Here is a 19,193-nt window from a genome sequence, read left to right as displayed (position 1 = left end):
CAAAACCTGTCACCACAGAGTACGCAAAGTTACGCAAAGGAAAATCATTAAAAAACACCCCGCTGTGTGGTTCGGCATGCATGGATAATTCCAGAGCGCCCGGTTTTCCAATATTATAAATGCTTCCTCTGCGAACCTTTGCGTACTTTGCGGTAAAAAACACTCACACTTTAAAGCTGTCAGTGGCCTTGATGCCATGCTGCTGCAGGATCAGGCGAATCATCTCCCGCCATCTTCCTGCATTCAGCTCGGAGAGCATCACCCGCTCGCTATGCATGAGTGCGGCAATCGTTTTTCTCAGACCTGCGGATATTTCCATACCTTGACCACATGCGCCACAGAGCAGATGCCCCTGCTTCCAGAACATACTGCCCTCCTCCTCTGCTCCACAGTGCCAGCAGCACGACATATCACCCAGCCACCCTGTCTGCTCAAGCAGCTTCCAGACTGCGACCAGCAGCGGCTGCTGACTGCTGCTTGCAAGCAGCTGCAGGGCCGAGTGCAACTCCTCAAAGCCGTGTGAGTCGCCCTCCTGAAACAGGCGCGATGCAATAGCGATCAGCTCCTGCCCATCGAGCATCTGTGCCGGTTGCAGCAATGCCTTACCCCGATTCACATCGGTCAGTGTGCCCATGCCGCTTCTTCCCGGTCGCCAGATGATCTGCAACTCGTACAACGGCTCAAGCGCAGCCCTGAAGCTGCTTTTCGGACGCCTCGCCCCTCGCGCCATCACTGCAATGCGCCCGTGATGTTCAGTAATAAAATGACATATCAGCGACGTATCCCCATAAGGAATCCGCCTGACCAGCAGCGCCCTGTCCTGAATCTCAGCCATACCCTACTTTCGCCCTGAATGGATCGGATAGTTTCTCTTCTCTTTATATTTCAATTGAGTCTTACCCATTGATTTCCGTGTCGTTACTGCCCATTTGCAATTGCCTGCTTAATTATTAGTGCGACAGAATCAGAACTAATACCATGATCCTTACAGTATTTAGATTGCAGCCATACTGAAAGTTGTTTTTGCCCTTTGCTTGCATTACAGCCACAACAACAAAGCGCAATATTCTCTCTGGTGATTATCTTTGAATCATTAATGATATGTTCCCAGCTTGCCGCTGACTTTTTAGAAACGCTTGTAGGGGTAAATTCACCGTTGCAATACACACAAACTGTATCTCTTTCACGGACTTCCTTTTCAAGCCACGCTGGAATATTCCAATTATTTGCCACTGCAATATCCTAGATTCATTTAATACGCCTGACCTAGTAAATCAAAATAGTTCATGCGCATTTAGGGGTAGGTCTTGTCTCGCGCATATTATCCCTCTCATTGATTAACCGATTCACCGCAGATTGATTTAAACTAGCAAAATAGCCAAATGCTTGCATCCTGCATCCGACTGGATTCCATTTCATGAAACATCCATCTAATTTGTGCGATAGAACGACTAAAATTCAAAAAAGCGGACTAGTTATCAGTTCCCAAACCGAGATCGATCAGTTTGCCGGGATGATTGAACCAGTCTTCATCCACCTTGGCCCAGAGGTTAAGGCGGACTTTGCAGCCGAGGATCTCTTCAAGGCCCTGACGTGCGCGGGTGCCAACCGTTTTCATGCGGTCGCCGCCCTTGCCGATCAGCATCGGTTTGTGGCGTTCAGAACCGACCAGAATCACGGCATCAATTTCAACCATATCGCCATGCTCTTCAAAGCGTTCGATATCCACGGCTGTCTGGAATGGAATCTCCTGATGCATGGAGAGGAAGACCTGCTCGCGCACATATTCGGCAGCCAGCTGACGCTGGCTCTGATCGGTAAACCACTCCGGATCATGAATCGGTGGCTGCTGCGGCAGATATTTGGTGATCTCCTTGATCAGGCCGTCGATCTGGGAGCCTTTTTTGGCGGAGACCGGCACATAGGCCATCGCACCCGGATCAAGGCGCTGCATCTCCATCAGACGCGGCAGCAATCTATCCTTGTTGGCTTTATCCACCTTGTTCAAAATATGAATGCGTGGCTGCGTTAAGCGGCCATCGGCAAAACGCTCAATCAGCATACGTGTCTGAGCATCCAGCGGAACACTGGCATCCTGCATGATCGCCAGCACATCAGCCTCTTCTGCTGCCGCATACGCGATACGCACCATATTCTTATTCAGCTGTTTGCTGCCCTGATGAATACCCGGTGTGTCGACAAAGATAATCTGGCGCTCATCATCGGAGAGAATACCGAGGATACGGTGGCGCGTGGTCTGTGGTTTGGGTGTTACAATCGCTACCTTGGCACCGATAATTTTATTCATCAGTGTCGATTTACCTACATTGGGGCGCCCTAAAAGCGCAACGGTGCCGCAGTGAAAGTCGCTGTTATTGTCGCTATCTATTTCGCTATCACTCATCTCTTCAACTCTCTCCATGCCTGCTCCGCAGCTTCAATCTCTGCCTGTTTCTTGCGCTCACCAAACCCTCTGCCTGCCGCCTTCTCCTGCACACTGCAGCGCGCCTCAAAACGCGGCGAGATGCCTACACCGTGATCAACCAGTTCATACACCGGCAATCCCCAGCCATTGGCCTGAGTCAACTCCTGCAGACGCGACTTGGCATCACGGGTATCCACCCGGTCAATATCAATCAGCATGGATGCCCACGCTGTCTGTACAACCTTGCGCGCCGACTCCCAGCCGCCATCTTCGAAAACTGCACCGATCAGCGCCTCAACAGCATTGGCAGCAATTGAGGGTGATTTAATGCCCCGCTTTGTACGCTCGCTATCGCCGACAATCAGATGCGGAATAAGCTGCCAGGCTTTGGCTACCTTAAGCAGCCCCTCTTTTCTCACCAGCGCCGAACGCATGCGAGAGAGCTCTCCCTCAGGGCTGTCGGGAAAGCGGCCGTGCAGGATTTCAGAGATCACCAGACCCAACACCGCATCACCGAGGAATTCAAGGCGCTCCATATGTTTACCCTGCATAGTAAGCGAAGCGGAGCGGTGTGTCAGAGCACGCGTAAGCAGTGCCTGATCACTGAAACTGTAGTGGATTCGCTCCTGCAGTGCCTGCTTAGAGGTGCCAGAAGCCGACAAATCACCCATGCTCAGTATAACGTCGCAACGTCACTTGGAGATCGCATAGGGTGCAAACTCGATATCGGTGCGCAGCTTATCACGCACAATATCCATCCCCTCCAGCTGCTCAGGATCATAGCTGCCCTCTTCATCCACAGCCTGAACCGGACCAAGCGGCCAGATCACCACCGTGTAACTGGAGGATACCTCCAGCATCGAACCTTCGCGGCGAATCACCAGATTATCCTGAAATTCAGGTGGCAGATCAGATGGCGAGAGATACATTACATTAAACAGCTGTGGCAGGCGGGCGCGAATAGCCGCCTCGCTGGCGTCACCCATCTTCTCAGGCAGGCTGTCAAAGAGGTCCTGTACCTTCCAGTTGGTGTAGTGAGCCTGCCCGACAAGCGCACCATACCATAGGGCAAAGCCCACCAGCATCAGCCAGAAGAGTGTTTTAGTCATGGAGAAGCCGCGCTCGTTTGCCCCCGCGGCAGAGAGGGATGAAGCAGACAACAGGCGTTTATTCAAGAACAAGACCTAAACGATCCCAGCGGACTTCATTTTTGAAACCGTCCCACGACCACCAGATGATCGCGGCACGCCCCACCATGTAGGACTGCGGCACAAAGCCCCAGAAACGGGAGTCGCGGGAGTTGTTGCGGTTATCACCGACTGCAAAGTAGTGACCTGCCGGTACGGTCCACTCTCCATCACGAATGGAGTACTCTTTGCGCAGCACCTGATGTTTAACGCCGGAGAGATTCTCTTCAAAGACACCGGAGACATCTGCTGTACCATCGGCCATGTAATAGGCGCGTTTACCCTTCTCCACCAGCGGCATCTCTTTGCCGTTCACCGAGAGTTTGTTATCGCGATAGGTCACCACATCACCGGGAATACCGACGATACGTTTGATATAATCCTTGCTCTTATCCTCAGGATAGACGAACACCGCCACATCACCGCGATTGGCCTCTTTGGAGAGAATCTGGATATCGGTCAAAGGGATACGGAAGCCATAGGGATAACGCAAGACAAACAGATAATCACCAATCTCCAGGGTTGGCACCATGCTGGTGGAGGGGATTTTAAACGGCGCAACCACAAAGCTGCGAATGGTAATCGCCAGCACAGCGATGATCAGCAGACTCTCAATCCACTCCCGCCAAACCGGTTTCTCTGTCGCACTACTCATCACTTGCCATCCCCCAGCTTGAGCACAGCCAGGAACGCTTCCTGCGGCACATTCACACTGCCGATCGACTTCATCCGCTTCTTACCCGCCTTCTGCTTCTCCAGCAGCTTGCGTTTGCGCGAGATATCGCCGCCGTAACATTTGGCCGTCACATTCTTACGCACACCTTTAACTGTCTCACGGGCCAAGATACGGCTACCGATTGCAGCCTGCAAGGGAACATCAAACTGATGACGTGGGATCAACTCGCGCAGTTTCTTCACCAGATCACGACCACGCGACTCGGCAATGGAGCGATGTACAATCAGGGAGAGTGCATCTACAGGTTCAGCGTGCACCAGCACATCAAGCTTGACCACATCACTGGCCGTGAACTCGGAGAGCTCATAATCCATCGATGCATAACCGCGTGATACCGATTTCAGCTTGTCGTAAAAATCGATCACCATCTCTGCCAGTGGCAGGCTGTAGGTGAGCATCACGCGCCCCTGACCGATAAATTTCATATCCTGCTGCATGCCACGTCGATCCTGGCAGAGCTTGATCATGGTGCCGACAAACTCTTCCGGCATAAAGATGTTGGCCAGTACCGTCGGCTCTTCAATGCGGTCGATCTCCTGCGGCTCGGGAAACTCACTCGGGTTGGAGATCTCAATCATCGTGCCATCGGATTTGTAGATGCGATACACCACACTCGGAGCTGTGGTGATCAGATCAAGATCATACTCCCGCTCCAGTCGCTCCTGCACAATCTCCATATGCAGCATGCCGAGAAACCCACAGCGAAAACCAAGACCCAGTGCCGAGGAGGTCTCCGGCTCAAAGGTAAAGGCGGGATCATTCATATTCAGTTTTTCCAGCGAATCACGAAGATCGTTGTAATCGGCAGAATCGACCGGATAGAGGCCGGAGAAAACCATCGGCTTGGGCTCGCGGTAACCCGGCAGCGGCTCGGTAGCACCATTTTTCAGTGTGGTAACCGTATCGCCCACCTTCAGGTCAGCCAGCGTTTTGATGCCGCCAATGAGGAAGCCCACCGCACCTGATGAGAGCTGCGGTGTAGAGAATGGTTTGGGCACAAAGTAACCGACATCCTGCACCTCATAGGAGGAGGCTGTCGGCATCGACATCAGGCGGAACCTGTCGCCCTTCTTCACGGTGCCCTCAAAAACACGGATCAGTGCCACGGCCCCCACATAGGAGTCAAACCAGGAGTCCACCACCAGCGCACGCAGGGGTTTGTCATCATGGTCTTCCGGCGGAGGCACATGCTCCACCACCGCTTCCAGCACATCGATAATGCCGATGCCGGTTTTGGCAGAGATCGGGATAGCGTAGGAGGCATCAAGACCGATGATATCCTCAATCTGACGCTTGGCCTCCTCAATATCCGCACTCGGCAGATCGATCTTGTTGATCACAGGAATAATTTCGAGGTTGTTCTCCATCGCCAGATAGACATTGGCCAGTGTCTGCGCTTCAACGCCCTGCGCCGCATCAACAATCAGCAATGCCCCTTCACAGGCCTGCAGGGAGCGGGATACCTCATAGGTGAAATCCACATGGCCGGGCGTATCGATCAGATTCAGCTGATAAATTTCGCCGTTTTTGGCCTGATAGTTCAAGGTTGCAGTCTGCGCCTTGATGGTAATGCCGCGCTCCTGCTCCAGCTCCATAGAGTCGAGAACCTGTTTGGTCTTCATCTCTCGCTCGGTAAGTGTACCGGTGATCTCAATCAGGCGATCGGCAAGCGTAGACTTGCCATGGTCGATATGGGCGATAATAGAAAAGTTTCGGATGTGGGTTTTCTTCATTGTGCTCATTGGGGCGGCAGTGTAGCGATGCGCCACGCCTTGCGCCATAAGGTTATGACACGTTTCTGTAGCCAGCCTGACGAATAATTAATTCAAACGCTGAACAGTTACCCTGCCATCGGCCGACACATTGATCTGATAACGGGCCCCATCGGCACAGGTCGCCTGTATGGTTTTATTGCCTCTGGCATCCTCGCGTTCACTGATATTGCTCACTGTTCTACCCGGGCATGCGTAACCACGCAGCATAATCGTGGTAGCAATATCTTCGGCTTTGGTCACAGCATGTGCTGCCGGAACCATGAACATCACTGCCAGCAGAACCATCAAAAATCGTTTCATACCTTCACCTCCAGCAAACTTTTCCAGATCGATTCGCGACTCACATAGAGATCGCGGGAGAGATCCGGATCCCTCTCTAGCAGCGCAACCATCTTCAGCAGCAGACCATCAAAGCTGGCTCGCATCTCGGTAATTTTCTGCTCAAGCCTGTTCTTTTTGCGATGACGATTAATCTCAGCCACCAGATCCAGAATATCGCTGCGGATAGCCAGCTTGGTAAACACACCGATAGCATCGGTCTCTTGCAAGCGCGTTTTCAAACCCTCGATATCAACGGATATCTGTTGAACTGCATGTGCATCATCTGCATCGGCCTTCGCAGCTTCAGACTGTTTGGAGCCCTTCTCCTGTCGCGGGAGAGCCTCAGAAGCCACAGCCTTTACAGGAGCCTCACGCTTCTCTCGTTTGATAACCGGCTTACTCTCAAGTGCTTTAACAGGTAGCTCACTCCCCTCTTTGTTTGCTGCCTCTACAGACGTCTCTACTTTGGCAGGCTGGCCACTGGCTCGCTCCGCTTTACTGCACGACTGCCCATCGGCATAGAGAGGAAAGGCGAGAAACAGCACAGCCATACAGGTCGCGGCCACGACAAAAAGATCCATAACGTTTGGATTATGCGTAGTGTGATGTTCTCTCATAAGCTAATTGTAGCCGATAAAACGGAGCCTGACAGATGTAAACTTTGCACCGGCATGCTGGTTTTACCCCTTAAGACAGGAGAGAACTCTGTTCGCAGCAACGCACGCCCCATCCTCTTGCAGTTCAGGAAATTTGCGCTGTGAAGCAAGGGCGCCATTCAGCGCGGGTAGCCACGTCCCCCTGCCAAAGTCGCGCCGACTCATGCCACAACTTGGAAAAACATCCCCAAGCCATCCTTTTAACATCGGGAACTCAGGGAAATCAGGGCGCTCCACCCAGGCCACAGGCGTTCCTGTTCGCCAGCATTCGGCAAGGATGCCGTAACCGGGTTTACAGACCACCAGATCAATGAACGGCATGAGATCCACCGCCATGCTGCCGGGAGCAAAGCTTATCGCGGTAACATTCTCCGGTGCCCCATCAGGGGCAGACGGGATCAGGAATTGCCACCCGCCCATCGCGGCAAGCGCCTGGATATCAAACGCGGGTTGATTCGAACCACCAAAGATCACCAGCGCGACATGTTTTCTGGTTCGCGTAAACGGAGGCACTCTCCCGCAAGCCGGATGGGCGGCAATCAATGGAATAGTCTGGCGCCGGGGAAAGACCTGCATATCCATAGCCATCGGTGGCGTAAGCAGCAGATCACACATTTCATACGCCTTTTTCAAAACTGTGATAACCGGATCATCTGCATTCAGCCAGTGCGAGTAGATGGTAAACCAATCCAGCGTCGCCAGACCAATACCGGGAACGCCCAGAGCCCTGGCTGCAGGAAAGGCCAGCGGTGAGATATTGGATATTACAACTGCTGGCTTGAAGCGCCTCAGCACTGCTGTTTCACGCTCAATGCGATCCGCCATCGTCGCTGTCCAGTGCCGCATCAGTGCAATGGAACCTTCCCGATCCTCTTCAATGGCGCTTTTCTGAATCACCCCGATATCAACCGGCTCATCATCAACTTCAAAATCGAAATTCAGGCGCGCCCTTAACTCCGCTTGCGGCAGAGCGCAGCGAATCAGAAATCGGCACTCCGGTCTGATCTGATGCATCTGATTGAGCACCGGCGCCATCTGCGCCAGATGCCCGAATCCATGCCCTGAAATATAAACGGCAATATTCATAGCCGGACAGTGTAACGATCATCGACTGCGCTGAACATTATCCGCGCCGACAGATAGTAACAGGATAAGAAAACTTTTCCTGTCATCGGGAAATTTGTGCCTGCAATCAACGTTCAAACGTCCGGTTCAGAGTAGTACCTGCTGTCTGATTTGAGCAACAGCAGCAATGTTATCGCGCCCATTGACAGGCAATAAGGCCAGCCTTCTCATCTTGGCCTCATCGTTGCTTTATCTATCTGAATACCCAGTTACCGGAGCACGCCATGCACTTCTCATGTTCAAAACCGCTGATTCTACTCTCGCTACTGCTGATCTCCCTCTCAGGCTGCAGCAATCTGGAGGCGATCTATGAAGAGGGCAGAGCCAAACTCTTCTCGAGCACAGGGAAAAGCGATAAATTAACTGCAATGGATCGACAACTTCAGGCCGTGGATCGGGCCAATGACAGGGTCGCAGCTCGCAATGAACTGGTCCGTCAGATGATTGCAGAGTCTGACAGTGCCTGTGAAAAAGAGCTCGGCATCATTGCAGACGACATTGAAAACTGGAAGATCGATAACAGAGCCCCCGGCCCCCTTGGTGAAAAACTCGAAGCGGCTATTGCCAAACGTCAGTTTGATACCGGCAACACAAAAGAGAGCCAGTTTGTGCAGGGCAACGCTGAGCCTCCGGCCAAAGCGCTGGCAAATGCCATTGTTGAGACCATCAAACGCAACCGCAATAAGGCGCGAAGCACGCTCGATGAGCGTATGGAAGCCAGTATCAACCACTACTCACTGAAACAGGCCCTGATGGATCTGGACGCCTATCATAACCTCTGCACCACTGCCTTAGGAGCCAGTCAACTGGCACGCTCTACATCTGTACGCATGAGCCCCGAAGAGAAGAGTGCGGCAATCGATTCACTGGTGCAGATGCGCAAGAAGCTGATGCAGGAGGGGATAAACCCCCGCTCCATTCAGCGTAAAATCGATGATATCATCATGGCTGAGTAAGAAAGGGAAGGATTACAACTCAGCACACAGGCGAGATCAGCCCATGTCAGGTGACCTCGCCACGCTGGCGTCACAGGCTTTTACGAGCAGCCTCTAGCGCTGCACTGACAGGGTTTGAATCAACAAACGGATTACTGTTGCCCTGAATGGCGGCAATCCGGCGACTGCGCTCTAACTCCCAGCCATCCACCGGATCCTGTCGATCCCAGATCTCAAACAGTCGGCGTTCCTTTTTGCCTATCTTCAGGCCGTAGGTCTTCTCCATATAGAAATAGGTGCGGGCAATATCACCACGAACCGCATCGGCAGGCTCCGCCACCTTCTGTTTGAAATCGACTTCGAAATCAACACGGCCATAGACACGGCTCTCACCGGAGATCATACCATAACGGAAGTTGGATCGGTCGCCATTAAGCTCTCCGATTGCAGGCACAAGGTTATGCATATCCGACTCCATCGCCTGGAATTTCGCATCTGTTTTTCCGCAACATTTGCGACCCTTGTAGGGCTTCCCCTTTGCATTTGAACAGACCGAATTCTGCCAGCACTGCAGAGCATGTCCGAACGCCCACGCAGGCACGACATGCTCCCACTCGATCTTGCGCCCGCGCTTCTCATTCTTGCGCGGCGTGTAACCGCATGACTTGCCGTTCACGTGCCCTTTTTTTCCATACTCACATCCGGCATAGAAGGTGATGCGATGATCGTCATACACCCTGGCCAGCTCTTTTTTTGCCTTGCTGAAGCTGTTGCCCGATTCATTGCCGGAAGCCATAGCAACAGCCGGCATAAGCCCGATCACGGCGATAAGAATAAAAAATCTCTTTAAAAAGGTAACGTCCCTGTTACGCATTTGCGGCACTTCCTGTGTTCTGAATAGGTCTAAACCAGAGGCGTTTATAACCCTGGCAAAGCTTAGCCGATATTAGTCACGTGCGTCATCTTTACTGTGATGAAAAACACCTGTCAGCTACTGCTGCCCCATGCCATGAAGAGCTGAAAAACAGGAGCTAAAGCCCTGTATTGGTAGGAAAAATACCTATGCATCTGCCCTTTATCCACTGATCGAGCCAGCTTACAATCCACTTATAAAGGTTACAGCCATAGGTTAAAACTTACATTAGCATAGCAATTACAAGTTATTGTTTTACAAGTATTTATAGGAAGGCCTATTTATTGGGCAGCAGCAGCCCGTGTGCAACAGCAACATGGCAAATAACGATTTGAGATATTTCATCCACTGAGTTATCCACAGGCGCTGTGGAGAGATGTCGCAACCCCTTTGATTGCAACGACTTCGGAAATTTAAGGTTGCTGATGAACCGTGAGAACCCGCAGTGATAGTGCTCCGCCCTGCTCTGTCCCAACCTCGATCAGATGCAAAAAAGAGCACTCAGGCTCACTCACCATGCAGTGTAACAATGATCCGACGAGCCCCTCCATGATCACGGTGCTCTCCCAGATAGATACCCTGCCACGTACCCATGGCCAGCGATCCGTTGCTGATCGGGATGGAAATTGATGAACCCAGCGTGCTCGCTTTGATATGCGCAGGCATATCATCAGAGCCCTCCAGCGTATGTTGATAGTAGTCCTGATTCTCCGGCACAAAATGGTTGAAGTGCGCCTCCATATCCCTGCGCACATCAGGGTCGGCATTCTCGTTGATGGTCAGGCTTGCGCTGGTGTGCTGAATAAACAGATGTGCCAATCCCACCCTGAACTCCCGCAGTTCCGGCAGCTGCTCCAACACCTCACGGGTCACCAGATGAAATCCTCTGGATTTAGCCTGCAATCGAACTGTTTTCTGCTTCCACATGAGAGCCTCCTTCATTAAATGCAACTCTGCCAAACCTGCATAAAAATGCATGGGTGCAGTTTTGTGATTCCATCCTAAAATGCCGCATGCTCTATTTTGATAAGGTATCCCTGCGACGCGGCAGCAAACAGCTGTTTGGCGATATGAGTTTCTCTATTCACCTTGGTGACAGGGTGGGCATTACCGGTGCCAACGGTTGTGGCAAGTCATCGCTGTTTGCACTGGTACAGGGGAAGCTGGAAGAGGATAGCGGCAACTTCCGCATGGATAAAAATATCGCCATTGCTCAGGTGGAGCAGGAGACCCCCGCTCTCCCCATAGCGGCCATCCAGTACGTGATGCAGGGCGATACGGAGCTAACCCGGCTACAGGCCCGACTGCATGAGGCAGAGGGCGCTGGCGACGGCATCAGGGTGGCTGAACTGCATGAGAAGCTGGCAGCCATCGACGCATATTCGGCCCATGCGCGTGCGGCACGATTGATGCACGGCTTAGGCTTTAAAGCAGGTACAGAAGAGAAGGCCGTGGCCGACTTCTCCGGTGGCTGGCGCATGCGCCTGAATCTTGCCCATGCACTGATGTGCCGTTCTGATCTTCTACTGCTCGATGAGCCAACCAACCATCTCGATCTGGAGGCTGTGGTATGGCTGGAGAAGTGGTTGAACAGCTATCGCGGAGCGATGCTGCTGATCTCGCACGATCGCGATTTTCTTGATCGCTGCGTCAATAAAGTAGCCCATATTGAGCATGAGACTCTTACCCTCTACTCAGGCAACTACAGCGCATTTGAGCGCATCAGAGCAGAGAAACTGGCACTGCAGCAGGCCAGCCATGAGAAGCAGCAGAAACAGATTCATCACATGATGAGTTTCATCACCCGCTTTAAGGCCAAGAACACCAAGGCAACGCAGGCACAGAGTCGCATCAAGGCACTGGAGCGCATGCAGCTGATTGCACCGGCCCATGTTGATTCCCCCTTCTCGTTTGAATTCAGCCACCCCGGCGGCATTCCCAATCCGCTACTGCGGTTGCACAAAACTGACGCAGGATACGGAGAAACAACCATTCTCTCCGATCTCTCCTTCTCGCTGTTGCCGGGCGAGCGTATCGGTCTGCTCGGCCCCAATGGCGAAGGCAAATCAACACTGATCAAACTGCTGGCCGGTGAACTGGAAGCACAAAAAGGTAAATGTGAACGTGCCAAGGATCTCTCTATCGGTTATTTCGCCCAGCATCAGCTGGAGCAGCTGCATGATGAGCTATCACCGGTTCAACACCTGCGCCTGCTGGAGGAGCGACTGCCGGAGAAAGAGGCGCGCCGCTTTCTCGGCGGCTTCGACTTTCAGGGGGATATGGCACTTGCCCCAGTCGGCCCCTTCTCAGGTGGCGAAAAGGCACGTCTGGTACTGGCTCTGCTTGTTTATCAGCAGCCCAACCTGCTGCTGCTGGATGAGCCAACCAACCATCTCGACCTGGAGATGCGCCACGCCCTGAATATGGCGCTGCAGAGCTTTGAAGGGGCGATGATCCTGGTCTCGCATGACCGTCATCTGCTGCGCACGGTCTGTGACGCTCTGATGCTGGTCTCCAATGGCACAGTAACCCCGTTCAACGGTGATCTGGATGACTACTCCAAATGGCTACTGGAGCTGCGCGATGAAGAGGAGAAGGTATCAACGCAACCCTCACGCAAGGATGACCGGCGCGCTAAGGCGGAACAGCGCAAAGCACTGCAGCCGCTGCGTAACCGGGTGAAAAAACTCGAAAGTGAGCTTGATCAACTGCATCAACGTAGCCAGGAGCTGGAGAGTGAACTTGCCGATCCTGCGCTCTATGAGAGCAATCAGGCTGACAGGCTCAAAACACTGACCATTGAACACCGCAACCTGAAACAGAAGTTAGCAGAGACCGAAGAGGCGTGGATGGAAGCCGGAGAGGCGCTGGAAAGTGCCGGATAACATTGAACAATGGTCTCTCTATCTGATCCGCTGCAACAGCGGCCAGCTCTATACCGGCATCACCACCGATGTCGATCGCCGCTTTGCTGAACATCAGCAGGGCAAGGGGGCAAAATTCCTGCGCGGCAAAGGGCCGTTAGAGCTGGTCTTTACAGCGCTGATCGGCGATCGATCAGATGCCCTGAAGATGGAGATCAGGGTTAAAAAATTACGCAGGAGTGAAAAAGAGGCGCTGATTCAGCGGGGGGCTATGACTTAGCCCTGCTCAGTACTCATCACCCTCGTACTGCCCATCTTCTGCCTGAGGTTCATCCTCTGGCTCTTCGTCATAGTGTTTTTCATCAGAGGACTCTTCCTCATCATCACTGACCGCATCAACCACTGCACCACCGACTTTAAATGGCACCTTGACCACCTCAACGGCAACATCAACAGCAGTTCCCACGACAGTTCCTACCACGCAACCTGAAAGGCCAAACAGTGCGATAATTACAAAAATAGATTTAAACATGATCACCTCGGTAGCTGATTGGCACACTTGTGCAGCATCTTACATATTTCTGTGTCCTGCAACACGTCAAAAGCCTCGTCCCTGCTCAAGATCCGGACGTTGAAAGAATCCAACCGGTAAAAACAGAAACGGGCAGCCAGAGCCGCCCGTTCTGATTACCAGTGCAAAGCTTAAAACGGTGGTGCCTTCTTTTTGGCAATGGCCAGCTTGGCTGCCGCCTCAGCTTTACGCCCCTCTGAATAGATAGGCCGCTCTGCCACATCAGGCAGCGCCAGCACCTTCTCCAGGTAGGGAATCGCCTTCTTATACTTCTTGCGCTCCAGCCAGTAGTCACCATTAAAGTAGTTGGCATCCATATCGTCAGGTGCCATCTCCAGTGCTTTGGCCAGATAGGCCTCCGCCTTGTCATTATCACCAAATCCGATAAAGCCACCCGGCACCATGTAGTAGAAGCTACCCAGGGTTGTATAAACAGAACCATTCATCGCATTGGCATCAATCTTCTCTGCGGCCAGCAGCAGATCCCTCCCCTTCTCCATCTGCGGCATAGCATTAAACATCGAAGAGACACCACCCATTGCACCGGCATAACCGGCGCGAATGATCGCCTCCCATATTTTAGGTTCAGCACGTGCAGCATGCTTACCACTGAGTGCTTCAGCCTTATCAACCAGCGCCTTGAATGCCGCCTCTTTGTTCTCATCCGAGGTTTTGTAGTTGGCAATGCCCCACTCAGCCTGCAGACCGCGCACCGCTTCGTCGATCTCATCCGCCAACGTTGACGTGACGGACATCAGTGAAAGTGACAGCGCCACCACAACTGTCGAAAAAAGACGTTTCATTTTCATATCTTACTTCTCTCCTTTGGCAAATTGACGTGCAATACGATTTTTAGCGGCAACCGAGCCATCAACAATTCTTGGCAGAATCGCGTTAATACGCACAAACAGCGACTCCGGAAAACCGAGATAAACATCTTTGCGATCACTCTCAATGGCTGCAATAATCTTTTCAACTACGGCCTGCGGCTCATCCATATTCATGCCTGTTGCTGCACCCATGCGGTTCACAGCATCGCTGTTCATGGCTGTTTTCACAGCCCGTGGTGCCACATAGGTCACGCCCACACCGGAATCTGCGAGCTCTCGGCGCAGCGCTTCTGAAAAACCACGCAAGCCGAACTTGGTCGCCGAATAGGTGGTGAAATAGGCAAACCCGATGGAGCCGAAGATCGAACCGACATTAACAATACGCGCACTACTCTGATCCAGCATGGTGGGGAGAAATGCTCGGCAAAGCCACATCGGAGCCAACAGATTAACATGCATCATCAACTCAATCTTCTCTGCACTCTCATCCTCAAAAGCGGCAAAACTGTTCACACCCGCCAGATTGATCAGCAGATCAATACCGCCGAGCAGTTCGCTGCACTGCCTGGCTACGCTCTGACATCCTGAAGCGGATGAGAGATCACCGGTCACGCTATGCGCATCAACCAGAGAAGCTGCGACCTTCTCAAGCGCCTGACCATTGGCATCCACCAATGCAAGTTTGGCACCCCGTCTGGCCAGCTCAGCAGCCAGAATTGAGCCCATGCCTCCGGCAGCACCAGTCAGAACAACCCGTTTATCACTGATATCCATTAGCTCTCCTCCAGAGTAATCATTGGCAGAGCACGAAAGATATCACCATAGAGCTTGTAGAACATCCTGGCAGCATGAATCACAGCAGCCCGATCCTGCTCTGAATCCAGACGATTCATCAGCTTCTCATAAAAATCGACATGGCTGACATCAAGAGAGCCGTGCGAATTGAGATAGGAGAATGCCTGTTTCGGCAGCCCGAGACTCTTCTCGATATTACCGGCCGCATGTGTGGCCAGTGATACACTTGTGCCTTCAAGCACCAGCACCATGCCGAAGAAACCGACCGGATTATTGCGATAAACCGTGTCATAAGCGTAGGCCACCATCAACTCAGTCGAGGGGTGTGGTACACCATGACGCACAGCCTCTTTATCGCCGCCACAGGCCTGAATATCGTTAAGTATCCACTCCTGATGCCCCATCTCCTCTTCAATATATTCACCCACTGCCTCACGCAGCCACTCCAGGCTTCCCGGCAGGCGGCCACCGGTCGCCATCAACAGTGGCGTGGTATGTTTAACATGGTGATAGGCCTGAGTCAGAAAAGCGATATAACTTTTCAGGCTCAGTTTTCCGGCCGCCCCCATCTGAATAAAGGGAATCGAGAGCAGATCGTTTCGTTCACTCTCCGTCTGCGCAAGCAGCTGATCATAAAAATCCATTCAGGACTCCTCATAGAGAGCTTCTATAGCCTCTTTATAATATGTATACACCTGTTTGCGACGGACTCTTCCTGTTCCGGTCCAGAGCCCGTCAGCTATGCTAAACGGGCGCTCTGCCATCTGCCACGCTGAAATGCGGGCATAATCGGGAAGCCGTGCATTGGCAGCCTGCACCGCCATCTCAATATGCGACTGATCGACACCCTGGCGCGGCACGATGACTGCAACATTAAATGGCCGCGCCTCACCGAACAGACAGCACTGTGCAACGGCAGGCTCTATTGAGAGTTCGCGCTCAACCCACTCTGGCGAAACATTACGTCCGAAAGCAGTAATAAAAATATGTTTTTTGCGTCCGGTAAGATAGAGAAAACCATCACTATCGAGATATCCGATATCTCCGGTTGGCCAAAACCCTCCGGCAAAAGAGGAGTCGCCGAGATATCCTGAAAACAGGGCTCCACTGACAAGAATCTCACCATCATCGGCGAAGGAGATCTGCGCATGCGGCAACAACTTGCCGACACTGCCGGGCCTGTTTTCACCCTTGTAATTCACCGCTACAACACTGGCCGCCTCAGAGAGGCCATAACCCTCAAATACCGGCAACCCGAGGTTAGCCGCCCGCTCCAGCAGATGCGTTGAAACTGCCGCACCGCCCACAGCCACATAACGCAGTGCTTCAGGTTTTGGCGCTCCCGCCTCAACTGCTGCCACCAGCGCATGCAGCATCTGCGGAATCATAATACAGGTGGTTGCCCTTGAGGCCCCCAGCATGCCGATGAAACGACGCACATCCAGCCCCGAAGCACCACTTAAACCAACCGCTTCAAATCCCGGCGCACAGACCGTGGCACCGACCAGAAGCGGCGCATAGAGCCCGCCGATATTCTCCAGCAGGGTAGCGTAAGGCAGCAGGGAGAGATGGCGGTCAGAAGCACAAGCGCCGGTCACGTCAGCCAGAGATCGTGCTACCTGTTCCATCACCTGCTGACTGAGCACCACCCCTTTCGGCTCACCCGTGGAACCGGAGGTGAAAGTCACTTTGGCACAATCGTTCGGCAGCTTCACTTTCGATATGGTAAGCAGGAAAAGATACAGTTGATGAGGCCCTGCAGTGAAGGCTGTCGGTTTGATAAAACCGACCTTCATCTGCTCACAAATGGCGCGAACCCGCTCCGGATTATCGGTAATAATGCCATTAAGACCGGCTGTGTGAAAAAGATGGCCGATCTGGGCTGGTGAGAAGAAGTGAGGCACAGGCACTACAGGCAGGCCTGCAGCAAGGCAGGCCAGATCTGTCACTGCCCATGCGGCACCATTATCAGCAGCCAGTGCCACTGCGCTAACATCGTGCCTGCTCAGCATCTCCGCCATGGCGGATATCTCAGCAGAGAGGGCAGCATAGGTTACTGTTTCACAGGGAAAACCACTCTCAATCGCCACCCGATCCGGAGTCCGGGTCGCAAAATGGCTGATCGCTGCAAGAACCTGGCTCATACCTGCTTTTTGATCCCGGCCAGCTTTTCACCCTCTTCCTCGGCTGCTGCCCAGGTATCACGCAGAGCAGCCCATAGCTCCTGCAGGTTATCATGCCCATCCTGAATGGCGCCAAAGCAGATCACCGGATCACCTTTATCGTAATAGCTTCCCCACTGCTTCACCTCATCTTCAGGCAGACGCCTGGGATCGGCCTCAAGAAGCTGTTTGGGCGAGAGTCCCAGTCGGGAAAATGCATTGCGCAGGCGGGTTACACCGGTAAACACCACCCAGCGGAAACCGGCAGCATGAAAAAATGAGGTGGCGCCGATAATCGCCATGCGGGCATCGCCGGGGTTGGCTTCAGCCAGATTGCCCACTTCAACTATTTCACTGCGCTGAACAGGGATGGCCATATAACGGGAGATCGCCACTTCAATCGGTTCATCCATATACTTCTCAAGATAGAGCGGCTCAGCCGCTGCATCACGGTAACCCACAACCGCTTTGGTTGCGCCATGACGATCTTTAACACGGATAAAGTTAGGCATAAAGCTGTGCACATTCGCACCATAGGTACACCTGAAGTTCTCGCGAACAAATTCACTGGCCACCCCATAATCGGGATGATCCCTGTAAAGCACTTCAAACACCTATGAAGACTCCTTTGCTCGCCATGCGCACAAGTTATCAATTGCTCAGCAAGATAAAATGATTTCTATCACAATCACCCGCTCTCAGACTGAGTTTTCTGCCTGATGTTACTCGTTTAGCCATAGCAAATGCTGGAAAACCAACACCTTGCAGCTTTTCACTTCGCAAAGGTAAAAAGCAGCCTAAGTCTGCCTTCTTTGCTGAATGAGTCAGCGTATCCGCGTATCCTTAGTACTCGCGAAGCATCTGCTCATGCTCTGAGAGTGAGCGTTCAAATGCCGAGCGTTCAAACAGACGATCCATATAACCTTCAAGATTACCCCATTTGGCGGTATCCAGACCGATCGAAGGCAGACGCCACAAAATCGGAGCCAGTGTCACATCAGCCAGCGTGTACTGCTCACCGATGAAATACTCAGTGCGGCCGAGGTAGGCATTGAGGGAGTCAAAATAGGCCTCCATCTTCTTCACTGCATCCTTCTTCTTGCGACCATTCTGACAGTCGTCATAGAGCACATAGAGCTCACGCTCCAGCTGCAATACAGCCAGTCGCATCTGGGCGCGTTCAGCCGGGGAACCGGGCTTAAGGGGCGGATGAGGATAGCGCTCATCAAGGTATTCGTTAACGACAGCTGACTCGAAGAAAACGATATCGCGGTCAATCACCGTAGGCAGCTTGCCATACGGATTGATCTTCAAAAAATCAGCAGGAAGGTTTTCTGACTCCAGCTCCTGAGTATCAACCGGCAGCTCTTTTTCAGCCAGAACGATACGTGTGCGATGCGAATTCGGGCAGTGTGCATCGGAATAAAGCTTGATCATCTAAACCTCCGGCAGGGCTTAACGCCTGCGAAATTGGTTGCGCAGTGTAGCGTCGTGGCCGAAAAAATAAAGCTTTTTCTATTTTTTCATTTAAAAACAAACAGTTACATGGCATGTCTTATTCTCATCAACGTGTCATTTATGCTTTTGCGATCGTAGCCGATAGATAATTCTTTAATTATCGCAGCCCTTCTTGCATTTCTTGCCATGCTCTATTCCTATGAAAAGCGTAGAGTGGTTTATCTGCATTCACTCAAACAGAACATAAGTGAAATCAAGGTGCTCAGTGCTCTGCTGCCGATCTGTTCATCCTGCAAAAAAGTCCGTGATGATAAAGGCTACTGGAACCAGATTGAGTCCTATATCTGCACACATACTGATTCTGAGTTTACCCACGGCATCTGCCCTGACTGTGCTAAAGAGCTGTATGGTGACTACTTAAAAGATATAAATAAGTAACG

Annotated in this window: 23 protein-coding genes; 4 read left to right on the top strand and 19 right to left on the bottom strand. The window is 52.4% G+C overall.

The window, feature by feature from the left end; translation table 11 throughout:
- Positions 1-163: 163 nt before the first annotated feature.
- From recO to F3F93_RS10635, 10 genes are all read right to left on the bottom strand, one after another.
- Positions 164-835 (bottom strand): DNA repair protein RecO, encoded by a 672-nt coding sequence (gene recO / locus F3F93_RS10680; RefSeq protein ID WP_176959169.1) that lies wholly within the window; start codon positions 833-835, stop codon positions 164-166.
- 83 nt (positions 836-918) lie between these two features.
- Entirely contained in the window at positions 919-1,233 is a 315-nt protein-coding gene (locus tag F3F93_RS10675) for an HNH endonuclease (protein WP_176959168.1), read from the bottom strand.
- A 238-nt stretch (positions 1,234-1,471) separates the two neighbouring features.
- Complete coding sequence (era, locus tag F3F93_RS10670; RefSeq protein ID WP_176959188.1) at positions 1,472-2,404, bottom strand: GTPase Era; 933 nt, start codon at positions 2,402-2,404, stop codon at positions 1,472-1,474.
- The gene (gene rnc, locus F3F93_RS10665) at positions 2,401-3,096 is read right to left on the bottom strand and encodes a ribonuclease III (RefSeq protein WP_241697101.1); all 696 of its coding nucleotides are present in this window, start codon (positions 3,094-3,096) and stop codon (positions 2,401-2,403) included. Before rnc ends, era begins: the two co-directional genes overlap by 4 nt.
- 21 nt (positions 3,097-3,117) lie before the next feature.
- A complete protein-coding gene (locus F3F93_RS10660) occupies positions 3,118-3,585 on the bottom strand; it encodes a hypothetical protein (protein WP_176959167.1) in 468 nt (155 codons plus the stop codon).
- A gap of 7 nt (positions 3,586-3,592) precedes the next feature.
- Complete coding sequence (gene lepB, locus F3F93_RS10655) at positions 3,593-4,267, bottom strand: signal peptidase I (RefSeq protein ID WP_176959166.1); 675 nt, start codon at positions 4,265-4,267, stop codon at positions 3,593-3,595.
- Complete coding sequence (lepA, locus tag F3F93_RS10650; RefSeq protein ID WP_176959186.1) at positions 4,267-6,081, bottom strand: translation elongation factor 4; 1,815 nt, start codon at positions 6,079-6,081, stop codon at positions 4,267-4,269. The genes lepB and lepA overlap by 1 nt, the downstream gene beginning before the upstream one ends.
- A gap of 87 nt (positions 6,082-6,168) precedes the next feature.
- Entirely contained in the window at positions 6,169-6,423 is a 255-nt protein-coding gene (locus F3F93_RS10645; RefSeq protein ID WP_176959165.1) for a hypothetical protein, read from the bottom strand.
- Positions 6,420-7,061 carry a hypothetical protein gene (locus F3F93_RS10640; protein WP_241697100.1) on the bottom strand — a complete coding sequence of 214 codons (642 nt, stop codon included), beginning with the start codon at positions 7,059-7,061 and terminating at the stop codon, positions 6,420-6,422. The genes F3F93_RS10645 and F3F93_RS10640 overlap by 4 nt, the downstream gene beginning before the upstream one ends.
- Positions 7,062-7,124: 63 nt before the next feature.
- Complete coding sequence (locus tag F3F93_RS10635; protein WP_176959164.1) at positions 7,125-8,186, bottom strand: hypothetical protein; 1,062 nt, start codon at positions 8,184-8,186, stop codon at positions 7,125-7,127.
- 263 nt (positions 8,187-8,449) lie between these two features.
- Here F3F93_RS10635 and F3F93_RS10630 point away from each other — a divergent pair, with 263 nt between their 5' ends.
- Positions 8,450-9,181, top strand: a complete 732-nt coding sequence (locus F3F93_RS10630; RefSeq protein WP_176959163.1) for a hypothetical protein — start codon at positions 8,450-8,452, stop codon at positions 9,179-9,181.
- Between the two features lie 70 nt (positions 9,182-9,251).
- On the opposite strand, the gene F3F93_RS10625 is transcribed toward F3F93_RS10630, so the two are convergent.
- Entirely contained in the window at positions 9,252-9,983 is a 732-nt protein-coding gene (locus tag F3F93_RS10625; protein WP_206675427.1) for an endonuclease, read from the bottom strand.
- A 597-nt stretch (positions 9,984-10,580) separates the two neighbouring features.
- Positions 10,581-11,000 (bottom strand): secondary thiamine-phosphate synthase enzyme YjbQ, encoded by a 420-nt coding sequence (locus F3F93_RS10620; protein WP_176959162.1) that lies wholly within the window; start codon positions 10,998-11,000, stop codon positions 10,581-10,583.
- 86 nt (positions 11,001-11,086) lie between these two features.
- Between F3F93_RS10620 and F3F93_RS10615 the strand changes: the two genes are divergently transcribed.
- A complete protein-coding gene (locus F3F93_RS10615) occupies positions 11,087-12,958 on the top strand; it encodes an ATP-binding cassette domain-containing protein (RefSeq protein ID WP_176959161.1) in 1,872 nt (623 codons plus the stop codon).
- Position 12,959: 1 nt separating this feature from the next.
- Entirely contained in the window at positions 12,960-13,217 is a 258-nt protein-coding gene (locus F3F93_RS10610) for a GIY-YIG nuclease family protein (protein ID WP_176959184.1), read from the top strand.
- Positions 13,218-13,223: 6 nt separating this feature from the next.
- On the opposite strand, the gene F3F93_RS10605 is transcribed toward F3F93_RS10610, so the two are convergent.
- The 7 genes from F3F93_RS10605 to F3F93_RS10575 all read right to left on the bottom strand — a co-directional run bounded on the left by F3F93_RS10605 (position 13,224) and on the right by F3F93_RS10575 (position 18,732).
- On the bottom strand, positions 13,224-13,469 hold the full coding sequence (locus tag F3F93_RS10605; protein ID WP_176959160.1) for an NF038104 family lipoprotein: 246 nt from the start codon (positions 13,467-13,469) through the stop codon (positions 13,224-13,226).
- A gap of 170 nt (positions 13,470-13,639) precedes the next feature.
- Positions 13,640-14,317 (bottom strand): hypothetical protein, encoded by a 678-nt coding sequence (locus tag F3F93_RS10600; RefSeq protein ID WP_176959159.1) that lies wholly within the window; start codon positions 14,315-14,317, stop codon positions 13,640-13,642.
- 3 nt (positions 14,318-14,320) lie between these two features.
- Positions 14,321-15,112, bottom strand: a complete 792-nt coding sequence (locus tag F3F93_RS10595; protein ID WP_176959158.1) for an SDR family oxidoreductase — start codon at positions 15,110-15,112, stop codon at positions 14,321-14,323.
- On the bottom strand, positions 15,112-15,777 hold the full coding sequence (locus F3F93_RS10590) for an iron-containing redox enzyme family protein (protein ID WP_176959157.1): 666 nt from the start codon (positions 15,775-15,777) through the stop codon (positions 15,112-15,114). Before F3F93_RS10590 ends, F3F93_RS10595 begins: the two co-directional genes overlap by 1 nt.
- A complete protein-coding gene (locus tag F3F93_RS10585; RefSeq protein ID WP_176959156.1) occupies positions 15,778-17,277 on the bottom strand; it encodes an AMP-binding protein in 1,500 nt (499 codons plus the stop codon).
- Positions 17,274-17,909, bottom strand: coding sequence for a thermostable hemolysin (locus F3F93_RS10580; RefSeq protein ID WP_176959155.1), 636 nt, complete (start codon positions 17,907-17,909; stop codon positions 17,274-17,276). The genes F3F93_RS10585 and F3F93_RS10580 overlap by 4 nt, the downstream gene beginning before the upstream one ends.
- Positions 17,910-18,138: 229 nt before the next feature.
- On the bottom strand, positions 18,139-18,732 hold the full coding sequence (locus F3F93_RS10575) for a glutathione S-transferase N-terminal domain-containing protein (protein ID WP_176959154.1): 594 nt from the start codon (positions 18,730-18,732) through the stop codon (positions 18,139-18,141).
- Between the two features lie 207 nt (positions 18,733-18,939).
- On the opposite strand from F3F93_RS10575, the gene F3F93_RS10570 reads away from it, so the two are divergent.
- A complete protein-coding gene (locus F3F93_RS10570; protein ID WP_176959153.1) occupies positions 18,940-19,191 on the top strand; it encodes a hypothetical protein in 252 nt (83 codons plus the stop codon).
- The last annotated feature ends 2 nt before the right edge of the window (positions 19,192-19,193 follow it).

This window comes from Mariprofundus sp. KV, assembly GCF_013387475.1.
Taxonomy (GTDB): domain Bacteria; phylum Pseudomonadota; class Zetaproteobacteria; order Mariprofundales; family Mariprofundaceae; genus Mariprofundus.
This window is presented reverse-complemented; position numbering and strand designations above follow the sequence as displayed.

Bases quoted from the DNA above. Each gene is read 5' to 3' on its own strand.
- F3F93_RS10615 (WP_176959161.1), top strand. From the start codon at position 11,087: ATGCTCTATTTTGATAAGGTATCCCTGCGACGCGGCAGCAAACAGCTG.
- F3F93_RS10605 (WP_176959160.1), bottom strand. From the start codon at position 13,469: ATGTTTAAATCTATTTTTGTAATTATCGCACTGTTTGGCCTTTCAGGT.
- lepA (WP_176959186.1), bottom strand. From the start codon at position 6,081: ATGAAGAAAACCCACATCCGAAACTTTTCTATTATCGCCCATATCGAC.
- era (WP_176959188.1), bottom strand. From the start codon at position 2,404: ATGAGTGATAGCGAAATAGATAGCGACAATAACAGCGACTTTCACTGC.
- F3F93_RS10635 (WP_176959164.1), bottom strand. From the start codon at position 8,186: ATGAATATTGCCGTTTATATTTCAGGGCATGGATTCGGGCATCTGGCG.
- F3F93_RS10600 (WP_176959159.1), bottom strand. From the start codon at position 14,317: ATGAAAATGAAACGTCTTTTTTCGACAGTTGTGGTGGCGCTGTCACTT.
- rnc (WP_241697101.1), bottom strand. From the start codon at position 3,096: ATGGGTGATTTGTCGGCTTCTGGCACCTCTAAGCAGGCACTGCAGGAG.
- F3F93_RS10630 (WP_176959163.1), top strand. From the start codon at position 8,450: ATGCACTTCTCATGTTCAAAACCGCTGATTCTACTCTCGCTACTGCTG.
- F3F93_RS10595 (WP_176959158.1), bottom strand. From the start codon at position 15,112: ATGGATATCAGTGATAAACGGGTTGTTCTGACTGGTGCTGCCGGAGGC.
- F3F93_RS10570 (WP_176959153.1), top strand. From the start codon at position 18,940: ATGCTCTATTCCTATGAAAAGCGTAGAGTGGTTTATCTGCATTCACTC.
- F3F93_RS10590 (WP_176959157.1), bottom strand. From the start codon at position 15,777: ATGGATTTTTATGATCAGCTGCTTGCGCAGACGGAGAGTGAACGAAAC.
- F3F93_RS10645 (WP_176959165.1), bottom strand. From the start codon at position 6,423: ATGAAACGATTTTTGATGGTTCTGCTGGCAGTGATGTTCATGGTTCCG.
- recO (WP_176959169.1), bottom strand. From the start codon at position 835: ATGGCTGAGATTCAGGACAGGGCGCTGCTGGTCAGGCGGATTCCTTAT.
- F3F93_RS10585 (WP_176959156.1), bottom strand. From the start codon at position 17,277: ATGAGCCAGGTTCTTGCAGCGATCAGCCATTTTGCGACCCGGACTCCG.
- F3F93_RS10640 (WP_241697100.1), bottom strand. From the start codon at position 7,061: ATGAGAGAACATCACACTACGCATAATCCAAACGTTATGGATCTTTTT.
- F3F93_RS10620 (WP_176959162.1), bottom strand. From the start codon at position 11,000: ATGTGGAAGCAGAAAACAGTTCGATTGCAGGCTAAATCCAGAGGATTT.
- lepB (WP_176959166.1), bottom strand. From the start codon at position 4,267: ATGAGTAGTGCGACAGAGAAACCGGTTTGGCGGGAGTGGATTGAGAGT.
- F3F93_RS10575 (WP_176959154.1), bottom strand. From the start codon at position 18,732: ATGATCAAGCTTTATTCCGATGCACACTGCCCGAATTCGCATCGCACA.